Raw genomic sequence first — 18,213 nt, 5'->3', positions numbered from 1 at the left:
CCGTGGCCACCGGAAAGCGGGCGCTCAGCGCGCCGGCTTCTTGCGTTCCATGTCCTCCAGCAGCGTGTGCAGCGCAGTCAGGTGCTTGGCCAGCGCGGCGCTGGCCTTCTCCGCATCGCGCTCGCGCATCAGCCGCAGCACCTTGCGCCGCACCTGCACCACATTGCTGTGCGGCGTCTGCAGTTGCGCGATGAGCCCGCGCAGGATTTCGGAGAGCGCATCGATCAGCATCACGATCACCTCGTTGTGGGTCGCGCGGCCGATGAGCCGGTAGAACTCGGTGATGAGCCCGCTGTCGCGCACCGGCTTGCCCTGCCTCACCAGTTCGGCGAAGCGGTCGATGTCGGCCTCGATGGCGGCAAAGTCTTCGTTGGTGCCGCGTTCGCAGGCCAGCTTGATGGCCAGGCCGCACAGCAGGATGCGCGCCTCGGTCACGTCCGACACCGGCACCTGCTTGAGCGCCACCATGTCGCGCACCGCCTGCGTGATGCCTTCGGGGTGCGACTGCTTGATGTAGAAGCCGCCGTTGATGCCGGTCAGCGCTTCGACCATGCCCGCCATCTCGAGGCTGCGCAGCGCCTCGCGCACGCCGCTGCGGCTCACTCCGAACTGCTCCGACAGGTCCTTCTCGCTGGGCAGCCGGTCGCCCGCGGCCAGCAGCCCGTCGGCCACCTGCTGGCGGATCTGGTCGCAGATGGCCTCGAAGGCGCGGCGCATGCGCACGGGCGCGAAAACAGGAGTGGTATCGGACATGGCTTCTTTCTTCCTCGGTTCACGGACATGCGCAGGACCGGCTAGTGTGCCCGGCCCGGGGCCGGCGCTGATTGACCATTCTCCATGCATTCGTTATGGTTCAACCAATGATAATTTGAGACACCCCAGGAGACAACCGATGAACCCGACCCGCCGCCACACCCTTGCCACCGGCCTCGCGCTGGCGGGCACCGCCGCCCTGCCCCGGTTCGCCTGGGCCGACGCTGCATATCCCGGCAACATCATCAAGTTCGTCATTCCCACGCCCGCCGGCGGCGGGCACGACACGATGATGCGGGTCATCGGCCAGAAGCTCACCGAGGCCTGGGGCCAGCCGGCCATCGTCGAGTCGAAGGCGGGCGCGAGCGGCGCCATCGCGGCGGCCACGGTGGCCAAGGCGCCGCCCGACGGCTACACGCTGCTGGTGAACTACAGCGCGCTGATCAGCAACCTGGTGCTGCAGCCCACGCAGACCTACAAGCTGTCGGAGCTGGCGCCCATCAGCATGCTGGCGCTCACGCCCATCGCCATCGGCGTGCGCGAGTCGCTGAACGTGAAGACGCTCAAGCAGCTCGTCGACCTGGCGAAAAGCAGGCCCGGCAAGATCTCCTACGGGTCCTACGGTCCCGGCTCGGGCGGCAACTTCGTGGGCGAGCTGCTCAACATGGCGGCGGGCATCGACACCGTGCACGTGCCCTACAAGGGCGAGGCGCCGGCACTGCAGGACCTGATCGGCGGACAGATCGACACGGCTGTGGTCTCGCTGGGCGGCGTGTCGCGCTACCCCGGCAAGATCCGGGCGCTGGCGGTAGCCAGCCCGACGCGCTTTCCGCTCTACCCCGACGTGCCCACCTTCGCCGAGGCCGGTTTTCCCGAGGTGAACATGCCGGGCTTCGGCGCACTGTTCGCGCCGGCGGGCACGCCCAAGCCGATCATCGACAAGCTCACGGCCGAGATGGCACGCATCGTCAAGCTGCCCGACGTGGCCCCCAAGCTGCTCGAACTGGGCTTCGAGCCGGCGGGCTGGGGCCCCGACAGGCTCTCTGCCTTCCTGGCCGAGCAGCTCGCGCTCACGCAGAAGCTGGTGGCCACGGGGCGCATCAAGGTCTGAGCGCCGGACGCAGGCGAGGCGCGGGCGCGACAAGCGCTTGGCGCACTGCGTCGATATGATTCGCGCAGCCTGCCGACGGACCTCCCGCGCTTGAACCACCACGATCCCGCTGCCCCAGCCGCTCCTGCCCGTGCGCCCTCCATCTGGCGGCCGCTCGAGCAACGCTCGTTCCGCGGCCTGTGGACGGCCGGCAGCCTGTTCTTCGTGGGCAACGCCATGCAGAACATGGCGGCGTCGTGGCTGATGATCGAGCTCACGGCCTCTTCGTTTCTCGCGGCCCTGGTGCAGACCGCGTCGTTCCTGCCGATGTTCCTGCTGTCGCTGCCCGCCGGCGTGCTGGCCGACACCACCGACCGCCGCACGCTGATGCTGCGCATCCAGGGCGTGTATGCCACCGCGGCGCTCGTCCTCACCGGGCTGGCGCTGGCCGGCTGGGTCGGGCCGGGCACGCTGCTGTTCTTCACCTTCCTGCTGGGCGTCTGCACCGCGCTGCAATCACCCTCGTGGAATTCGGCCGTGAGCGACACGGTCGATCGCAAGGAATTGCCCCAGGCCATCACGCTGGTGTCCATGGCCTTCAACGGCGCGCGTGCCGTCGGCCCCGCGCTGGCCGGCCTGGTGTTCGCACTGACGGGTGCCAGCGCGGTGTTCGTGATCGCGGTGCTCACCGCCATCGGCATGAGCCATGCCACGCGCCGCTGGCCGCCGCGCCCGCCGCTGCCGGGCAAGCTGCCCGTCGAACGGCTGTGGGGCGGCATGCTGAGCGCGTTGCGCTATGCGCGCCACTCCCCGGCCATCTTCGCAGCTCGTGCGCACGGCCGGCTTCAGCGGGCTGGGTTCGGCGCTGTGGGCGCTGCTGCCGGTCATTGCGCAGCAGCGGCTCGACCTGGGCGCTGCGGGCTACGGCCTGCTGATGGCCTGCCTGGGCACCGGCGCGGTGTCGGCGGGCTTCTTCGTCGGCCGCATCCGCTCGCGCTTCGGTCTCGACACCCTGGCCGCCTGCTGCTGCCTGGTGTTCGCGAGCGCGATGCTGGTGGGCGCGCTGTCGACCTGGCGCCCGCTGGTGTATCTGAGCTTCGTGCTCGGCGGCGCGGCCTGGATGACGATGATGTCGACCTTCAACGCCGCCACTCAGACCAGCGCCCCGCCGTGGGTGCGGGCGCGCGCGGCATCGCTGCACACGCTGTGCTCGCTTGGCGCGTTCGCGCTGGGTTCGGCGCTGTGGGGCGCGGTCTCAAGCCTGATCGGGCTGCCCGCGGCGCTGTGCCTGTCCGCCGCATGCATGGTGGCGAGCGTCGCGCTGGCGCGGCCCTATCCGCTGCGCATGGGCGCCGACGACGAGGTGACGCTGGCCGACCACCGCGACGAGCTCTCGTTGCCCGCCGAGCCGGAGTTCGAGGCCGGCCCGGTGGCGGTCGAGGTCGTGTATTGCATCCGCGAGGCCGATGCGCGGCGCTTTCTCGACGCGGTCCAGCAGCTGGCCGTGCCGCGCCGGCGCGACGGCGCAACCTTCTGGCGCGTGTACCGCGACCTGGGCGACCCGAGCCGGTATGTCGAGCGTTTCATCGTCACCTCATGGGCCGACTACCTGCGCCAGCGTTCGCGCGCCACGGTGGCCAGCAACGAGCTCGAGGCGAATGCGCGCAGCTTCCAGGTGGCCGGCGTGCCGGTGGTCACGCGGCACTACCTGGCCGAACTGAGTCCCTGAACTCGCGGGAGCCTTCCACTCAGTCAACCCAGCGGCTCGCCTCGCCCACGGCGGCGCGCGTGGTGCGGAAACGGTTCGCGGGGTGCGCAGGGTCCTCGTAGCCGAACGAGATGCCGCATACCACCTGGCGGTCGTCCGGAATGTCGAACCATCGGTGCAGGAATTTCGCGCGCGACGCGATGGCCGCCTGCGCGATGCTGGCAACGCCACGTGCCCTTGCGGCCAGCATGAAGTTGCTGACATAAGCCCCGCAGTCGAGCACGCCGTAGGTGCCCAGCACCGCCTCGGTGGTGACGAGCGCCATGTGCGGCGCACCGAAGAAGCCGAAGTTGAGCTGCGCCTGCCGCGCCGAGGCCTCGCGATCGCCATGCGCGATGCCCACGCTGTCATACAGCTGGAACCCGCATTCGCGCCGCCGCTCGCGGTACACGCCGCGGTACTCGGCCGGCGGTGCGATGTCGAACGACGGGTCGGCCGAGGCCTCGGGCGTGGCCATGGCCTGGCGCAGCCGCTCGGTGGCCTCCAGGCTGGTCACCGCCACCTGCCACGGTTGCGAGTTGCACCACGAGGCGGTGCGCTGCGCCGCGCGCAGGATGGCGTCGATCGTTTCGCGCGGCACGGCCTGCGGCAGATAGCCACGGCAGCTGTAGCGCGCATCAAGCACCGAGTCGAAAGCGGCGGCCAGCGCGCTGTCCGGAGAAAAGGAGTTCATGTCGGTTCGAGCAAGGGTTGCATGGGTTCGGCGCGCGTCTGCAGGAAGCCTTGCGCAGGCGCGATCCAGTCGAGGGTGCCGGCAAGCGCGGCCACGTCCGCCCGCGTCGCGTTGCCGCTGAAGAGCGTGTGCTCCTGTTCGAACAGGAAACAACGCGCGCCTGCAAGCTGCACGGTCTTCAGCGTCAGTCCGCCAATGTCGAGCACGTCGCCAGCACCTTGACCCGGGTCGCTTGCGCCGGTGACGAGCGTCCAGCGGATCTCGCCGGGCGCCGCCGCGCGCACCACGGCCAACGCGCCGTCGTCCTGCGGGGGATCGATCAGGGCCCACTCGTTGCCCGCGCCACCGCCCACCAGGTAGCTGTTGCGCACAGCCGGCGCACCCGTCGTGACGCGCACGACGTGCGCGGACAGCCGCACCACCAGCCCGTCTTCCAGCTCATGATGGCCCTGCCCGTGGCCGTCGGGGTCGATGCGCCCGAGTTCCTCGTACGCCGGCTCCCACGGGTTCACCGGATGGCGCCCGCCCTTGACGGTGGCCACCCGCGGCATGATCATCGGCACCGCGCTCAGCGCCTGTGCATGGTCCATGCAGGCCTGCGCCGAGCCGAAGGACTGCAGCTGCTCGAGGATGCGGCGCGTCACGTTCATCAGCTTCAGCGCACGCGTCTCGCTCAGTGCCTCGGCCGGCGTGAGCCACATGCATTCGACCGTCTCGCGCGTGTCGGCGCTCGGGGTCTGGGCCTGCGGCGCGACAGCCACGAAGAAGCGCGTGTCGAAGCGCCGCGGCATGCCGGGCGGCGTGAGCCAATGGCTGAAGTAGCGCAGGCGGTCGACGGCCAGCTGCCAGCCGCGCTCGCGGCACATGTGCAGCAGCGCGTCGGAACCCAGCTCGGCCGAATGCCGCAACGCACTGCGTTCGGTCGCGGACAAGGCATCGAGCGCCACCAGCGCGCCCGATGGATCGGAGGCGAACAGCAGGCCCGATTCCTCGAAGCACTCGCGCACCGCGGCCACGTAGTAGTCGAGCCCGTTGGCGGGCACCGCCAGGCGCAGGCTCGCGGCCGTGTCGTCGAGGCCGCAGCACGAGGCGTGCATGGCCGGGTCGTGCGCATCGACCGTGCCGCCGGGGAACACGCTCGCACCGCTGTTCTGGTCGGCTTCCTTCTCGGCCCTGCGCAGCATGAGCACCTCGAGCCCTCTGCCACTCGCCGCGTTGTCTCGCAGCACGATGAGCGAAGCAGCCGTGCGAACGGGCCGCACGCCGGCTGCGGCCGGCATCTTCATTCCTTGGTTCATCGGCGTGGTCGTCGTGGTCGTCGTGATGGACATCTATGGTTGATCCATTCTAAAGGTTATTGGGCAGATCGCTTTACAGCGCGCAGGGCGCGGCACTAGCATTGGTCCTACCAATCTGGTTGTCCAAATTGGACACACCACATTCTGTGTCCGCGACCCCTCACGCCCCATCAAGGAAAACGCGCCCCATGCTCTCCCACGAAGACAACGAAACCCTGGTCCGCGTCGGCCCCGACACCCCCATGGGGCAGCTGATGCGCCTCTACTGGATTCCCTTCCTGCCGAGCCGCGACCTGCAGGCCGACGGCCAGCCGCAACGCGTGCGCCTGCTCGGCGAGGACCTGCTCGCCTTTCGCGACACCGAAGGCCGCATCGGCCTGATCGACCACGCCTGCCCGCACCGCGGCGCACCGCTGGTGTTCGGCCGCAACGAGGACTGCGGCGTGCGCTGCATCTATCACGGCTGGAAGTTCGGCGTCGATGGCCATGTGCTCGACACGCCGGCCGAACCTGCGCAGAGCCGGCTGAAGGACACGGTACAGATCAAGAACTACCCCTGCCGCGAACGCAACGGCATCGCGTGGACCTACATGGGCCCCGACCGCGACAACCTGCCGCCGCTGCCCAACCTCGAATGGAACCTCGTGCCCGAGGAGAACGTGTACGTGAGCTTCCGCGTGCAGGAGTGCAACTGGCTGCAGGCGGTCGAAGGCGAGATCGACTCCGCGCATGCGCCCATCCTGCACGGCCGCATCGACCAGCAGGGCGCCATCAGCGACTGGACCGCCAAGAAGGACCTGCGCCCCACCTTCGAATGCAAGCGCCAGGACTTCGGCATGAGCGTGGCGTCCAAGCGCGTGCTCGACGAGCGCACGCACTACTGGCGCGTGAACCAGTTCCTGTTGCCGTTCTACACCCTGGTGCCGCCGCAGTCGCAGTACCCGGAGCTCAGCGGCCACGCCTGGGTGCCGCTGGACGACCACCACACGCTGTGCATCATGTTCTCGTACCACCCCTCGCAGCCGTTCTACGAGAAGACCCGCAAGATCTTCGACAACGGCCATGCCGGCCGCGAGACCGGGCACCCCAGCGTGAACGCCTATGCGCCGCGTCCGGCCACCGAGCCGTATGCGAAGTACTGGACCCGGTTCAACCTGCAGAGCGCGTTCCTCTTCAACTACGACGCGCAGACCAAGACCTGGTTCTCGGGCCTGCCCGGTCTGTGGGTGCAGGACGCCGCATGCCAGTCGGGCGTGGCGCCCATCTACGACCGGTCGAAGGAGCACCTGGGCATGAGCGACACCGGCATCGCGATGACGCGTCGGCTGCTGCTGGAAACCGTGCGCAACCTGGCGTCGCGCCAGCAGCGCCCGCCGCGCATCGACGACCCCGACCTGCCGATGGTGCGTGCCGTGTCGCTCACGCTGCCCGCCGGAGATTCGTGGAACGAGTCGGGGCGCGAACTGATGACCGCGCGCCTGGGCGCCGATTTCGGTTACACGCCATGAGCATGCCCGCCCCGATCGACCTGCGCCTGCGGCAGATCCGGCTGGAGGCCGAGGGCATCGCGTCGTACGAGTTCGTCTCGGCCAACGACGCCAGCCTGCCCGCCTTCAGCGCCGGCGCGCACATCGACCTGCACCTGCCGCACGGCATGGTCCGCAGCTACTCGCTGGTGAATGCACCGTCCGACGGCGGACGCTACGTGGTGGCGGTTCAGCACGACGCCGACGGCCAGGGCGGCTCGGCCTGGATGCACAGCGCGCCGCGCGTGGGCGACCGGCTGCGCGCCACGCCGCCGAGCAACGACTTCGCGCTGGTCGAAGACGCACCGCATTCGGTGTTCATCGCGGGCGGCATCGGCATCACGCCAGTCATGTCGATGCTGCGCCGGCTGCGCGAACTCGGCCGGCCATGGCGGCTGCACTACGCAAGCCGCTCGCCGCGCGAAACGGCGTATGCCGATGCGCTGCGCGCAATGGCCGGCGACGACCGCGAGGTCGACTTCTGCTTCGGCTCCTCGCGCATCGACCGGCTCGACATCGCCGCCATCGTGCGCAACGCACCGCCCGAGACCCACCTGTACTGCTGCGGCCCGGCGCGCATGATCGACGCCTTCATCGCGGCCTGCGCCACGCGACCCGCGGGCACGGTGCACTTCGAGCGCTTCGCCGCCACCAGCGAGGCCGCCACCGAAGGCGGCTACGACGTGGTGCTCAACCGAAGCGGCGAGCGGTTCGCCGTCGCGCCGGGCAAGACCATCCTGGACACGCTGCTCGACCACGCCGTCGACGTGCCCTACGCCTGCACGGCGGGCGTGTGCGGCACCTGCCGCACGCAGGTGGTCTCGGGCGAACCCGACCACCGCGACGACTTCCTGAGCCCGCAGGAGAAGCAGGCCAACGACAGCATCATGATCTGCTGCTCGGGTGCGCGCTCGAAGACGCTGGTGCTCGATCTCTGAGCCGACGGCACGAACCACGCCATGACCACCACCACCGAAGCGCACGAAGCCGGCAGCGGCCATGGTGCCGTTGCCGGCATCCTCGCCTACCTGCGCGACCGCCGGCTGCAGCCCGGCGACCGGCTGCCGTCCGAGCGCGACCTGGCCGAGCGGCTGGGCGTGGGCCGCAACGCGGTGCGAGAGGCGCTCGCCACCCTGGCCACGCTGCGCATCGTCGAGTCGCGCCCCAACTCGGGCATCTACCTGCGGCACGTGGAGCGCGAAGCCAGCTTCGAGGCGCTGGTGATGCTCACCGACATGGGCGGCACGCCGACGCCGGTCGAGGTGGCCGAGACCATGGAGGTGCGCGGCCATCTCGAGGTGCTGGCCGCCGGGCTTGCCTGCCAGCGCCGCACCGACGCCGACCTGGACCGCATGCAGGCCGTGCTGCGCCGCACGGAAGAGGTGCTGGCGCAGAACGGCAACATCGCGGCGGCCGACACCGACTTCCACATCGCGCTGGTGGACGCCACGCACAACTCGGTGCTGGTGCGCGTGCTGCACGCCTTCTACCGCTTCACCGGCCGCCGCCGCGAAGCGATGTTCGAGGACACGGTGCAGGGCGGCGCCTCGCTGCGCGACCACCAGCGCCTGTTCGCACACATCCGCGAGCGCGATTCGGCCAAGGCGCAGCTGCTGATCCTGCGGCACATGGACCGCGCGCGCAGCTACTGGTCGACCGTGCTCGGCGATTGACTGTCGATCGAAGAATTCACCCACGCAATCACAAGACAAGGAGACAACGCCCCATGAAACCCGCCCTCTTCCACCGCCGCGCGCTGCTGTGCGCCGCAGGCCTCTCGCTCGCCGCGGGCATGCTTCCCGCCTTCGCGCAAGGCAGCTTCCCGAGCAAGCCGATCCGCATGATCGTTCCCTATGCGGCCGGCGGCAGCACCGACCAGCTCGCGCGCGCCATCCAGCAGTCGATGAGCGAGACGCTGGGCCAGACGGTCATCGTCGAGAACAAGCCCGGCGCGGGCGGCACCATCGGCGTCGACTTCGTGGCCAAGGCAGCGCCCGACGGCTACACGCTGGTGTTCGGCAACACCGGGCCCAATGCGGTGGTCGGACTGATGCGCAAGGTGCCCTACGACGAGCTGAAGGACCTGCGGCCCATCTCCACCGTGGCGATCACGCCGATGATCCTCGCCGTGCCGGCCGACAGCCCCGCGAAGACGATGAAGGAGTTCCTCGCCTACGCGAAGAAGAACGGCACGTCGCTGAACATCGGCTCGGTCGGCAACGGCTCCCTGTCGCACCTGTCGGCCGAATACTTCAACGACGCCGCGGGTCTGCGGCTGCAACACATTCCCTACAACGGCGGCGCACCGATGATGACCGCCTTCGCCGGCGGCCAGTTGCAGGCCGCCTTCGTCACCGGGCTCGACGGCGCGACGCTCGTCAACTCCGGCAAGGTGCGCTACCTCGCGGTGGGCACCCTCAAGCCGACCGACACCGTCCCCGGCCTGCCGGCCATCGCGGACGACGTGCCCGGCTTCCGCAGCTCAGCCTGGTTCGGCGTGCTCGCACCGAAGGACACGCCGAAGGACGTGGTCGACAAGCTGCAGGCCGCCGTCGCCACCGCGGTCGCGCGGCCCGAGGTGCGAAAGATGTTCGCCGACCGCAACGTGGAAGCGCGCAGCAGCACGCCGCAGGAACTCGACAAGCTCATTCGCGACGAGATGGCGCAGTGGGGCCCGGTCGTGCGCAAAGCCAACATCCAGATGTGAGACCCCGATCCATGCTCGACGACATCGCAAGCGATTTTCCCGAACACACGCCCCGCCCCGCCGGTGCGCCGAAGGCGCTCGACGGCATCAAGGTGGTCGATTTCACCCATTTCATCGCGGGGCCCTTCGCCACGATGATGCTGGGCGACATGGGCGCCGACGTGCTCAAGATCGAGGCGCCGGGCCGCGGCGACGACTTCCGCCAGTACCCGCCGGTGCACCCCGATCTGGCGCAGGGTGCGCCGTTCCTCTGGTCGAACCGCAACAAGCGCAGCGTGGCGCTCGACCTGAAGACGCCCGAAGGCCTGGAGGTGGCGCGCGCGCTGGCCGCGTCGGCCGACGTGGTGGTCGAGAACTTCTCCAGCGGCGTGATGGCGCGCTTCGGGCTCGACTACGAGAGCATCCGCAGGACCAATCCCGAGGTCGTGTACTGCTCGGTGTCCGCGTATGGCCGCGACGGCGCGTTCGCCGACCGGCTCGGCTTCGATCCCATCGCGCAGGCCGAGAGCGGCTTCGTGTCGATGAACGGCTATGCCGACCGCCAGGGCGTGCGCGCGCTGTCGCCGGTGATGGACATCAGCACCGCGATGATGGCCTGCAACGCCATCCTGGGCGCACTGGTGGCGCGCGAGCGCACCGGCCGCGGGCAGTCGATGGAAGTGGCTCTGTTCGACAACGCGGTGCTGATGACGGGCTACGCCACGCTGCAGCACGTGTTCAGCGGCGCCGAGCCCCAGCGGCACGGCAACACCAGCCCGGACACCTGTCCGTCGGGCGTGTTCGAGGCGAAGGACCGGTCGTTCTACATCAACTGCGGCAACAACAAGATCTTCCAGCGGCTCATGACGCAGGTGATCGAGCGGCCCGACGTGGCGGCCGACCCGGCCTACGCCACGGGGCGCGAGCGCTCCGCGCGGCGCGAGGCGCTGTTCGCGCTGCTCGGCGAAGCCTTTGCGCAGCAGCCGTGGACGCATTGGCAGGCCCGCATGCGCGCGGCCGGCGTGCCGTGCGGCGAGGTGCGCTCGGTCGGCGAGGCGATCCGCTCGCCGGAGGCACGCGAGCGCCGGCTGGTCACGCGCATTCCGCACCCGGCCGTGGGTTGGGTGCCGAACATGGCGCTGCCCATCCGCTACGGACGCACGCCCATCGCGGACCCGGTGGCGGCGCCGACCGTCGGGCAGCACACGCACGAGGTGCTGCGCGAAGCGCTCGGCTACGGCGACGAGCGGCTCGCGTCGCTGGCGCAGGCCGGCGCGTTCGGCCCGCCCGCCGCACGCCACGAGACCGCGGACGCACCGGCATGAGCGTGCGATCGCTGCGAGGCCGGGTGGCGGTCGTCGGCATCGGCGAGACCCGCTACTACAAGCACAGCCAGTCGCCCGATGCGGAGTTCAAGCTCGCGCTGAAGGCCATCCTCGCGGCTTGCGAGGACGCGGGACTCGATCCGCGCGAGATCGACGGTTTCGCTTCCTACAGCGACGACCGCAGCGACGCCTCGCGGCTCGCCGCGGCATTGGGCATCCGCCGCCTGCGCAGCGCCACCATGCAATGGGGCGGCGGTGGCGGCGGTTGCTGCGCGGCGGTGGCCAACGGCGCCGCCGCCATCGCGGCCGGCCTGGCCGATTGCGTGGTCGTTTTCCGCGCGCTGGCGCAAGGGCAGCACGGGCGCTTCGGCCAAGTGGCGGGCATCGACAGCGTAGCGGGCGAGAAGGCCTACCTGATGCCCTACGGCGTGCTGTCGCCACCGCAACGTTTCGCGATGCGCGCGCGCCGCTTCATGCATGAGCACGGCGTTCGCCAGGAGGCGATGCGCGCCATCGCGCTCGCGTCGTACCACCACGCGCAGGCCAACCCGCGCGCGGTGATGCACGGCAAGCCGCTGAGCGCCGAGACCTACGACGCCTCGCGCTGGATCGCCGAGCCCTTCCATCTCTACGACTGCTGCATGGAGAACGACGGCGCAGCGGCCATCGTGCTGGTGGCCGCGGAGCGCGCCCGCGACTTCGCACGCAAGCCCGCGTACGTCCTCGGTGCGGCGACGGGCTCGGGGCACCGCGCCGGCGCTGCGCCCCACAATGCGCCGCGCTACGGCAGCGCCGGCTTCGACACCGTGGCGCCCGATCTCTACGCCATGGCCGGTATCGCGCCCGCCGACGTGGGCGTGGTGCAGAGCTACGAGAACTTCACCGGCGGCGTGGCGATGGCACTGGCCGAGCACGGCTTCTTCGCGCCGGAGGAAGCGAACGAATTCCTCACGCTGGACAACCTCGTCGCGCCCTCGGGACGGCTGCCGCTGAACACCAGCGGCGGCAATCTTGCCGAGTGCTACATGCACGGCTTCGAACTCGTGCTGGAGGCCGTGCGCCAGGTGCGCGGCACCTCCACGAGCCAGGCGGCGCGCAGCGACGTGGCACTCGTGATCGGCGGGCCGATGGTGACACCGGTGAGCGACCTCCTGCTGGCATCGGAGAACGTGCTGTGAACGACACGACCCCCACCCGCTACCTTCCGCCCGGCCTGCCGGTTCCGGCGCCCGAGCCCGACGGACTGTCCGAGCCCTACTGGTCGGGGCTGCGCGAGCGCCGCCTGCGCGTGCAGCATTGCGCCGCATGCGGCACCTGGCAGTTCGGACCCGAATGGATCTGCCACCACTGCCATGCCTTCGATCCGCCGTGGGAAGACGTGGCGCCGCGCGGACGCGTATACAGCTGGGAGCGCGTCTGGCACCCGGCACATGCTGCGCTGAAGGGGCACGGCGCCTACCTCGTGGTGCTGGTGGAACTGCCGCACGCGGGCCTGGTGCGCATGGTCGGCAACCTGCTGGGCGACCCGATGCAGGAAGTGCGGATCGGCGCGGAGGTCGAAGGCGTGTACGAGCACCATGCCGGCGCGCAACCGCCTTTCTCGCTGCTGCAATGGCGGCTGCACACTAAGGACGCTCGATGAACGGACCGTTGAACGGCCTGAAGGTGGTCGAGTTCGCCGGGCTCGGTCCCGGCCCCTTCGCTTGCATGCTGCTGTCCGACATGGGTGCCGACGTGGTCACCGTCGACCGGCCCGGCCGCAAGCTCGGCGATCGCACCGACATCACCGGGCGCGGCCGCACCGTGGTGCTGGTCGACCTGAAGAACCCGCAGGCACGCGAGGAGGTGCTGCACCTGCTCGAGCGTGCCGACGTGCTGGTCGAAGGCTTTCGCCCGGGCGTGATGGAACGCCTGGGCCTCGGGCCTGACGCGGTGGCAGCGCGCAACCCGCAGCTGGTGTACGGCCGCATGACCGGCTGGGGCCAGCACGGCCCGCTCGCACAGGCGGCCGGGCACGACATCAACTACATCGCGCTGACCGGCGCACTGCATGCCATCGGCCCGGCGGGCGGCGCGCCGGTGCCGCCGCTCAACCTGGTGGGCGACTACGGCGGCGGCAGCCTCTACCTGGTCGTCGGCATCCTCGCTGCGCTGCACGAAGCGCGGCGCTCGGGCCGCGGGCAGGTGGTGGATGCGGCCATCACCGACGGCGTGACCTCGCTGATGAGCCTGTTCGCGACCAGCGCGATGCGCGGCAGCTTCGCCGAGGCGCGCGGCAGCAATGCGCTGGACGGCGGAGCGCCCTACTACGGCACCTACGAGACGGCGGACGCGCGCCACGTATGCATCGGACCGCTCGAGCCCCAGTTCTTCGCCGACCTGTGCGAACGCATCGGCGTCGACCCCGCGTTGCGAGGCGCGCAGCACGACCGCGCGCAATGGCCGGCGTTGCGCGCGGAACTCGAGCGCATCTTCCGAACGCGCACCCGCGACGACTGGACCGCGCGGCTCGAAGGCAGCGACGCCTGCTTTGCGCCGGTGCTGGCGCTGAGCGAGGCGCCGGCGCATCCGCACCAGCGCGCACGCGAGGCCTTCGTCGATGTGGACGGCGTGGCACATCCTGCGCCCGCGCCGCGCTTCTCGCGCACGCCATCGGCGGTCCAGGGGCCTGCGCCGTCGCAGGCGACAGCCATGTCGGACGTGCTGGCGCGCTGGGGCTGAGCGCGCTCAGGCGCGGATGGCCATGCAAATGCGCCGCGAGTGGATCTTCCAGCCGTCCGGCGTGCGCCTGAACCTGTCGTGGTACTCGACCACCGAGGGCGGCCCCGACAGCCGTGGAGCCCCACCGTCGGCATCATCCGCGCCCTGGAAGAAAAGCACGTAGCAGACGCCGCCGGCCTCTCCTTCGGGCTCGCCTTCGAAGCTCACGCGGATGTTCGAGCACACGTGGCGCGTGGTCGTCTGCACGGGCCGCCCCGCCAGGAAGCGCGCGATCTCCGCGCGGCCCTGCGACACGTTGCCCATGCGGTCGAGCGCCGCATCTTCGGTGAAAAGGCCCAGCACCCGCTCGTAGCGCCGCGCATCGAGATGGTTCGCGAAGTCGATGCACAGCCGCGCGCATGCAGCCTCGTCCTCGAGCCGGCTCGCCGGCATGGCTGGCATGTCCCGTTCCACGCGTTCAACCCATCATCGAGCCGCGCACGTCCGCCACCGGCAGGTGCGTGGTGCGCAGCAGCAGCGTGGCCACGTCCTCGCCGGCGTCCAGCCGCGCGCGCATCTCGTCGGGGTCGAACTCCACGCCAATGGGGTTGGTCTCGAAATGCGGGCCGTGCATGAACGCATTGGCGGCGTCGTTCGTGGTGTAGCTGTCGGTCTGGAATTCCATCTGGTTGCCGTCGGGGTCCGCGTAGTACAGCGACACAGTGATGCCATGGTGCACGCACCAGTACGGCACGATGCCCTGGGCCTTGAGCTCGGCATGCTTGTCGAGCAGCTCGCGCAGCGAACCGAAGCCGTAGGCCACGTGATCGACGCCCGGCTGGCCGCGCGGAGCCGCGGCCTCCGAAGGGCCCTTCATCAGCCCGAGATTCAACAGCGCCACGCGATGGTGTTCGTCGTCGTAGGTGACGAAGGCGATCACCGGGTTCTGGTACTGCACCTTGGCGCAGAACACCGAGGTGTACCAGACCAGCATCTGCTCGAAGCGGTACGTGCGGTAGACGATGTGCGCGAACGTGGTGGGGCGAATGCCGGCGGCCATGAATGTCACCTTTTATCGATAAAAGAGGATTGAACGACCTGATCTCTATTTTTATCGATAATATTTACGCATGCTGCCGACCCTGCTCGGTACAAACCCGAGCGACACACCCGATGCCATGAGCCAGAACCCGCCATCGCCCACCGAAGAACTGCAAGGCGCCACGCGCGCGAGCATGGTGTTCGAACGCCTGCGCGAAGACATCCTCGAAGGCCGGCTGGCGCCGGGCGAGAAGCTGCGCATCGAAGCGCTCGAGGCGCGCTACGAGGTGGGCGCGAGCCCGATCCGCGAGGCGCTCAACCGGCTCATCTCGGTGCGGCTGGTCGAGCAGTTCGAGCGCCGGGGCTTCCGCGTGGCGGCGCTGTCGCGCGACGACCTCATCGACCTCGTACGTGCGCGCCGGCTGCTCAATGAAGTGGTGGTGCGCGAATCGCTCCTGCATGGCGACCAGGCCTGGGAAGACGAGGTGGTGCTGGCCTACCACCGCATGTGGCGCTGCCCCATGACCTCGCCCACCGGCCAGACCCATCGCGAATGGGAGGTGCTGCACCGCAGGTTCCATGCATCGCTGATCGCGGCCTGCCCGTCGAAATGGCTGATCGATTTCCATGAACTGCTGTTCGACGCGTCCGACCGCTACCGCCGCCTCAACGTGCGCGAGCGCGACCTCGAACACACGCGCACGGAGCACCGCGAGATCATGGAGGCCGTGGTGAGCCGCGACGTGCCGCTCGCGGTTCAGCGGCTCAACGATTCGATCGACACGCTGCTGTCCCACGCGGACGCGCTCTGCATTGCGCCGCGCGGCTGACCGGTCGCTCTGCGCCCGAACCGCTGCGCCCTTGACAACGGCCGCGAACCTGCCGAATACTCAACCCGCCGGTTGACAATCAACAGGAGACGGGACATGAAGTACCAGGGAAGCTGCCATTGCGGCGCCATCCGCTTCGAGGCCGAAGGAGAAATCGGAACGGCCACCGCATGCAACTGCTCGATGTGCCAGCGCAAGGGCACGCTGATGTGGTTCGTGCCGCGCGACGCGCTGCATCTGCTCACGCCCGAACAGAACGCATCGACCTACCTGTTCAACAAGCACGTCATCAAGCACCGCTTCTGCCCGACCTGCGGCATCCATCCCTACGGCGAAGCCAGCACGCCCAAGGGCGAGCCCATGGCCGCCATCAACCTGCGCTGCATCGAAGGCATCGACCTCCAGGCCATCCCCGTGAAGCAGTTCGACGGCCGCTCGATGTGAGCGCCTGAAGGTGCCGCAGCCAGGCGCGGCGCACACCCGCAAGCGCTTCGCCATCGACGGCTGGGCCGCACCATCACGATGCCGGCCACGGCGCGCGAGGCCTGCCCATCGCGAGCGTGCGCATCACCGCCGCCGTGCGCGTCTCCACGCCCAGCTTCACGTAGATGTGCTCCAGATGCTTGTGGACCGTGCGCGGGCTTATCTCCAGCAGGGCGGCGATCTCCGCATCGGTCTTGCCGCGCGACACCCAGTGCATCACATCGACTTCTCGCGGCGTGAGGACGGTCGGCGCCACGTCATCGGGCGCCGCAGGCAGCGGCAGTTCGACGTGACACGCCAGGCGGTAAAGGAAAGCCACCGCGACCGCGTGCTCGAGGCCCGCGCGGCGATAGTCGTCGGCGCGCATCGAACGACGGCGCCATCCGCGGCGGCCCGGCAGCGCATCGGCCATTCGCGTGCCCCTTCGCACCGGCGAGCATCCGGACTCCAGTTGCTCCAGCAAGCGCAGCGCGCTTGCACAGTCCTTGCGCGTCAAGTGCGTCATGGCATGTTCCTTTCACGACGCATACGCATTGCTGCGTATGGCGCCCGCGCGCATCGGGACGCAGGATGCTCGCAGGCCCTCGCCGCCGATCCAGTATAGGCACGCGAAGGCCGCGCATGGCGCCTGCGGACGAAGGGGACACACATGGCCATCGACGAAACACGGCTTAACGCGTTCATGGGTAACTTCGTTCACGACCTGGGCGCCGTGATGCATGCCGCCACCGTCGTCGTGGGCGACCAGCTGGGCCTGTACAAGGCCTTGGCCGAAGGCCCGGCCAGCGCCGAGACGCTCGCGCGCCGCACCGGGACCGATCCGCGCTACTTGCGCGAATGGCTCTGCGCCCAGGCCGCCAGCGGCTATGTGCAGTACGAGCCGCAGGGCGAGATGTTCTCGCTGTCGGAGGAGCAGGCCTTCGCCCTCGCACAGGAAGGCAGTCCGGCGTTCATACCCGGCGCCTTCCAGATCGCGGTCGCGCAGTTCAGGATCATTCCCAAGATGGTCCAGGCCATGCGCACCGGCCTGGGCATCGGCTGGCACGAGCACGATGCATCCCTCTTCCACGGTACCGAGCGATTCTTCCGGCCCGGCTACGCGGCCAACCTCGCGAGCCAGTGGATTCCCGCGCTGGAAGGCGTCGCGCCGCTGCTCGAGCGCGGTGCGCACGTGGCCGACGTGGGCTGCGGCCACGGCGCATCGACGCTGCTGATGGCGCAGGCCTATCCGAAGTCGAGCTTCATCGGCTTCGACTACCACGCGCCTTCCATCGAGCACGCACGCGAGACCGCGCGAAAGGCAGGTATCGACGACGCGCAGCGCCTGCGCTTCGAAGTGGCCAGCGCCAAGGACTTTCCCGGAGACGACTACGACATGGTCGCGGTGTTCGACTGCCTGCACGACATGGGCGACCCCGTCGGCGCAGCGACGCACGTGCGGCGCAGCCTCAAACCTCAAGGCACGTGGATGATCGTCGAGCCCTTTGCCAACGACCGGCTCGAGGACAACCTCAACCCGGTGGGGCGGGTGTTCTATTCGGCATCGAGCTTCATCTGCACACCGGCTTCGCGCTCGCAGGAGGTCGGCCTGTGCCTCGGTGCACAGGCAGGCGAGGCGCGCATCGCCGAGGTCGTCGCTCAAGGCGGCTTCACGCGCTTCCGCCGCGCGAGCCAGACCCCCTTCAACCTGATCTTCGAAGCCCGTCCTTGACGACACACCAGGAGCTGCCATGCCACGCCAATACATCGACTGCCGCGAGTTTCCGAGCACGATGAACTGCAGTGTCGCGCTCAGCGCCGACACCGAGGGAGAACTGCTGGATGCCGCGGTGCAGCATGCGGTGGCCGTGCACGGCCATACCGACACGCCCGAGCTTCGCCGGCAACTGGCGACCCTGTTCAGGAGCGGCACGCCGCCGCTGCAGGCGCCGGCCGCTCAGAAGGTGGCAGCCTGATCCGCAAACCGGTTCGCGCGTCGGGTGCCCGCTGCGCGGACGAGTACCTCCGGCTGCCCGCAACGGGCGCCGCCTGCTGAAACCC

Annotated in this window: 19 protein-coding genes and 1 pseudogene; 14 read left to right on the top strand and 6 right to left on the bottom strand. The window is 69.4% G+C overall.

The genetic code is table 11. The features are described 5' to 3' along the window. Positions 1–24 precede the first annotated feature (24 nt). The gene (locus tag AACL56_RS31480; protein ID WP_339094183.1) at positions 25–753 is read right to left on the bottom strand and encodes a FadR/GntR family transcriptional regulator; all 729 of its coding nucleotides are present in this window, start codon (positions 751–753) and stop codon (positions 25–27) included. A gap of 139 nt (positions 754–892) precedes the next feature. Between AACL56_RS31480 and AACL56_RS31475 the strand changes: the two genes are divergently transcribed. Continuing rightward, positions 893–1,864: a Bug family tripartite tricarboxylate transporter substrate binding protein gene (locus AACL56_RS31475; protein ID WP_339094180.1), complete on the top strand. Its 972-nt coding sequence runs from the start codon at positions 893–895 to the stop codon at positions 1,862–1,864. A 90-nt stretch (positions 1,865–1,954) separates the two neighbouring features. Then, positions 1,955–3,572, top strand: a pseudogene (locus AACL56_RS31470) (MFS transporter). A gap of 19 nt (positions 3,573–3,591) precedes the next feature. On the opposite strand, the gene AACL56_RS31465 reads toward AACL56_RS31470, so the two are convergent. Further along, positions 3,592–4,284, bottom strand: a complete 693-nt coding sequence (locus tag AACL56_RS31465; RefSeq protein ID WP_339094177.1) for a nitroreductase — start codon at positions 4,282–4,284, stop codon at positions 3,592–3,594. Beyond that, positions 4,281–5,615 (bottom strand): NUDIX hydrolase, encoded by a 1,335-nt coding sequence (locus AACL56_RS31460; protein ID WP_339094175.1) that lies wholly within the window; start codon positions 5,613–5,615, stop codon positions 4,281–4,283. The genes AACL56_RS31465 and AACL56_RS31460 overlap by 4 nt, the downstream gene beginning before the upstream one ends. Before the next feature lie 155 nt (positions 5,616–5,770). On the opposite strand from AACL56_RS31460, the gene AACL56_RS31455 reads away from it, so the two are divergent. The 8 genes from AACL56_RS31455 to AACL56_RS31420 are packed head-to-tail and all read left to right on the top strand — an operon-like array spanning position 5,771 to position 13,840. Continuing rightward, entirely contained in the window at positions 5,771–7,090 is a 1,320-nt protein-coding gene (locus tag AACL56_RS31455) for a Rieske 2Fe-2S domain-containing protein (RefSeq protein WP_339094173.1), read from the top strand. Further along, positions 7,087–8,046, top strand: a complete 960-nt coding sequence (locus AACL56_RS31450) for a PDR/VanB family oxidoreductase (RefSeq protein WP_339094171.1) — start codon at positions 7,087–7,089, stop codon at positions 8,044–8,046. Before AACL56_RS31455 ends, AACL56_RS31450 begins: the two co-directional genes overlap by 4 nt. 21 nt (positions 8,047–8,067) lie before the next feature. Continuing rightward, complete coding sequence (locus AACL56_RS31445; RefSeq protein WP_339094169.1) at positions 8,068–8,781, top strand: FadR/GntR family transcriptional regulator; 714 nt, start codon at positions 8,068–8,070, stop codon at positions 8,779–8,781. Positions 8,782–8,834: 53 nt separating this feature from the next. Next, positions 8,835–9,815: a Bug family tripartite tricarboxylate transporter substrate binding protein gene (locus tag AACL56_RS31440; protein ID WP_339094167.1), complete on the top strand. Its 981-nt coding sequence runs from the start codon at positions 8,835–8,837 to the stop codon at positions 9,813–9,815. Positions 9,816–9,826: 11 nt separating this feature from the next. Beyond that, a complete protein-coding gene (locus AACL56_RS31435) occupies positions 9,827–11,119 on the top strand; it encodes a CaiB/BaiF CoA transferase family protein (protein ID WP_339094165.1) in 1,293 nt (430 codons plus the stop codon). Further along, on the top strand, positions 11,116–12,297 hold the full coding sequence (locus AACL56_RS31430) for a thiolase C-terminal domain-containing protein (RefSeq protein WP_339094163.1): 1,182 nt from the start codon (positions 11,116–11,118) through the stop codon (positions 12,295–12,297). Before AACL56_RS31435 ends, AACL56_RS31430 begins: the two co-directional genes overlap by 4 nt. Continuing rightward, on the top strand, positions 12,294–12,761 hold the full coding sequence (locus tag AACL56_RS31425; protein WP_339094161.1) for a Zn-ribbon domain-containing OB-fold protein: 468 nt from the start codon (positions 12,294–12,296) through the stop codon (positions 12,759–12,761). Before AACL56_RS31430 ends, AACL56_RS31425 begins: the two co-directional genes overlap by 4 nt. Next, on the top strand, positions 12,758–13,840 hold the full coding sequence (locus tag AACL56_RS31420) for a CaiB/BaiF CoA transferase family protein (RefSeq protein ID WP_339094159.1): 1,083 nt from the start codon (positions 12,758–12,760) through the stop codon (positions 13,838–13,840). The genes AACL56_RS31425 and AACL56_RS31420 overlap by 4 nt, the downstream gene beginning before the upstream one ends. A gap of 6 nt (positions 13,841–13,846) precedes the next feature. Here AACL56_RS31420 and AACL56_RS31415 read toward each other — a convergent pair whose 3' ends face one another. Then, entirely contained in the window at positions 13,847–14,281 is a 435-nt protein-coding gene (locus tag AACL56_RS31415) for a nuclear transport factor 2 family protein (RefSeq protein ID WP_339094158.1), read from the bottom strand. A gap of 16 nt (positions 14,282–14,297) precedes the next feature. Then, entirely contained in the window at positions 14,298–14,879 is a 582-nt protein-coding gene (locus AACL56_RS31410; RefSeq protein WP_339094156.1) for a VOC family protein, read from the bottom strand. Between the two features lie 70 nt (positions 14,880–14,949). Between AACL56_RS31410 and AACL56_RS31405 the strand changes: the two genes are divergently transcribed. Continuing rightward, the gene (locus AACL56_RS31405) at positions 14,950–15,690 is read left to right on the top strand and encodes a GntR family transcriptional regulator (protein ID WP_339094154.1); all 741 of its coding nucleotides are present in this window, start codon (positions 14,950–14,952) and stop codon (positions 15,688–15,690) included. 96 nt (positions 15,691–15,786) lie between these two features. Continuing rightward, positions 15,787–16,134 carry a GFA family protein gene (locus AACL56_RS31400; RefSeq protein WP_339094152.1) on the top strand — a complete coding sequence of 116 codons (348 nt, stop codon included), beginning with the start codon at positions 15,787–15,789 and terminating at the stop codon, positions 16,132–16,134. 73 nt (positions 16,135–16,207) lie between these two features. On the opposite strand, the gene AACL56_RS31395 is transcribed toward AACL56_RS31400, so the two are convergent. Next, entirely contained in the window at positions 16,208–16,678 is a 471-nt protein-coding gene (locus tag AACL56_RS31395; protein WP_339094150.1) for a helix-turn-helix transcriptional regulator, read from the bottom strand. 144 nt (positions 16,679–16,822) lie between these two features. Between AACL56_RS31395 and AACL56_RS31390 the strand changes: the two genes are divergently transcribed. Together AACL56_RS31390 and AACL56_RS31385 are read left to right on the top strand one after the other, a co-directional pair. Next, positions 16,823–17,884: a class I SAM-dependent methyltransferase gene (locus tag AACL56_RS31390; RefSeq protein WP_339094148.1), complete on the top strand. Its 1,062-nt coding sequence runs from the start codon at positions 16,823–16,825 to the stop codon at positions 17,882–17,884. Between the two features lie 19 nt (positions 17,885–17,903). Continuing rightward, on the top strand, positions 17,904–18,128 hold the full coding sequence (locus tag AACL56_RS31385) for a DUF1059 domain-containing protein (protein ID WP_339094146.1): 225 nt from the start codon (positions 17,904–17,906) through the stop codon (positions 18,126–18,128). Positions 18,129–18,213: the final 85 nt, after the last annotated feature.

Source organism: Variovorax paradoxus (assembly GCF_902712855.1).
In the GTDB taxonomy this organism is placed as follows: domain Bacteria; phylum Pseudomonadota; class Gammaproteobacteria; order Burkholderiales; family Burkholderiaceae_C; genus Variovorax; species Variovorax paradoxus_Q.
Note: the sequence above shows the minus strand (reverse complement) of the source record. Positions and strands in the feature narration are given on the sequence as shown.

Excerpts from the sequence above, each read along its gene's own strand:
- AACL56_RS31390 (WP_339094148.1), top strand. The coding sequence starts at position 16,823 with ATGGCCATCGACGAAACACGGCTTAACGCGTTCATGGGTAACTTCGTT.
- AACL56_RS31410 (WP_339094156.1), bottom strand. The coding sequence starts at position 14,879 with ATGGCCGCCGGCATTCGCCCCACCACGTTCGCGCACATCGTCTACCGC.
- AACL56_RS31450 (WP_339094171.1), top strand. The coding sequence starts at position 7,087 with ATGAGCATGCCCGCCCCGATCGACCTGCGCCTGCGGCAGATCCGGCTG.
- AACL56_RS31440 (WP_339094167.1), top strand. The coding sequence starts at position 8,835 with ATGAAACCCGCCCTCTTCCACCGCCGCGCGCTGCTGTGCGCCGCAGGC.
- AACL56_RS31430 (WP_339094163.1), top strand. The coding sequence starts at position 11,116 with ATGAGCGTGCGATCGCTGCGAGGCCGGGTGGCGGTCGTCGGCATCGGC.
- AACL56_RS31385 (WP_339094146.1), top strand. The coding sequence starts at position 17,904 with ATGCCACGCCAATACATCGACTGCCGCGAGTTTCCGAGCACGATGAAC.
- AACL56_RS31445 (WP_339094169.1), top strand. The coding sequence starts at position 8,068 with ATGACCACCACCACCGAAGCGCACGAAGCCGGCAGCGGCCATGGTGCC.
- AACL56_RS31395 (WP_339094150.1), bottom strand. The coding sequence starts at position 16,678 with ATGACGCACTTGACGCGCAAGGACTGTGCAAGCGCGCTGCGCTTGCTG.
- AACL56_RS31405 (WP_339094154.1), top strand. The coding sequence starts at position 14,950 with ATGCTGCCGACCCTGCTCGGTACAAACCCGAGCGACACACCCGATGCC.
- AACL56_RS31480 (WP_339094183.1), bottom strand. The coding sequence starts at position 753 with ATGTCCGATACCACTCCTGTTTTCGCGCCCGTGCGCATGCGCCGCGCC.
- AACL56_RS31475 (WP_339094180.1), top strand. The coding sequence starts at position 893 with ATGAACCCGACCCGCCGCCACACCCTTGCCACCGGCCTCGCGCTGGCG.
- AACL56_RS31420 (WP_339094159.1), top strand. The coding sequence starts at position 12,758 with ATGAACGGACCGTTGAACGGCCTGAAGGTGGTCGAGTTCGCCGGGCTC.
- AACL56_RS31460 (WP_339094175.1), bottom strand. The coding sequence starts at position 5,615 with ATGTCCATCACGACGACCACGACGACCACGCCGATGAACCAAGGAATG.
- AACL56_RS31455 (WP_339094173.1), top strand. The coding sequence starts at position 5,771 with ATGCTCTCCCACGAAGACAACGAAACCCTGGTCCGCGTCGGCCCCGAC.
- AACL56_RS31435 (WP_339094165.1), top strand. The coding sequence starts at position 9,827 with ATGCTCGACGACATCGCAAGCGATTTTCCCGAACACACGCCCCGCCCC.
- AACL56_RS31400 (WP_339094152.1), top strand. The coding sequence starts at position 15,787 with ATGAAGTACCAGGGAAGCTGCCATTGCGGCGCCATCCGCTTCGAGGCC.
- AACL56_RS31415 (WP_339094158.1), bottom strand. The coding sequence starts at position 14,281 with ATGCCAGCCATGCCGGCGAGCCGGCTCGAGGACGAGGCTGCATGCGCG.
- AACL56_RS31465 (WP_339094177.1), bottom strand. The coding sequence starts at position 4,284 with ATGAACTCCTTTTCTCCGGACAGCGCGCTGGCCGCCGCTTTCGACTCG.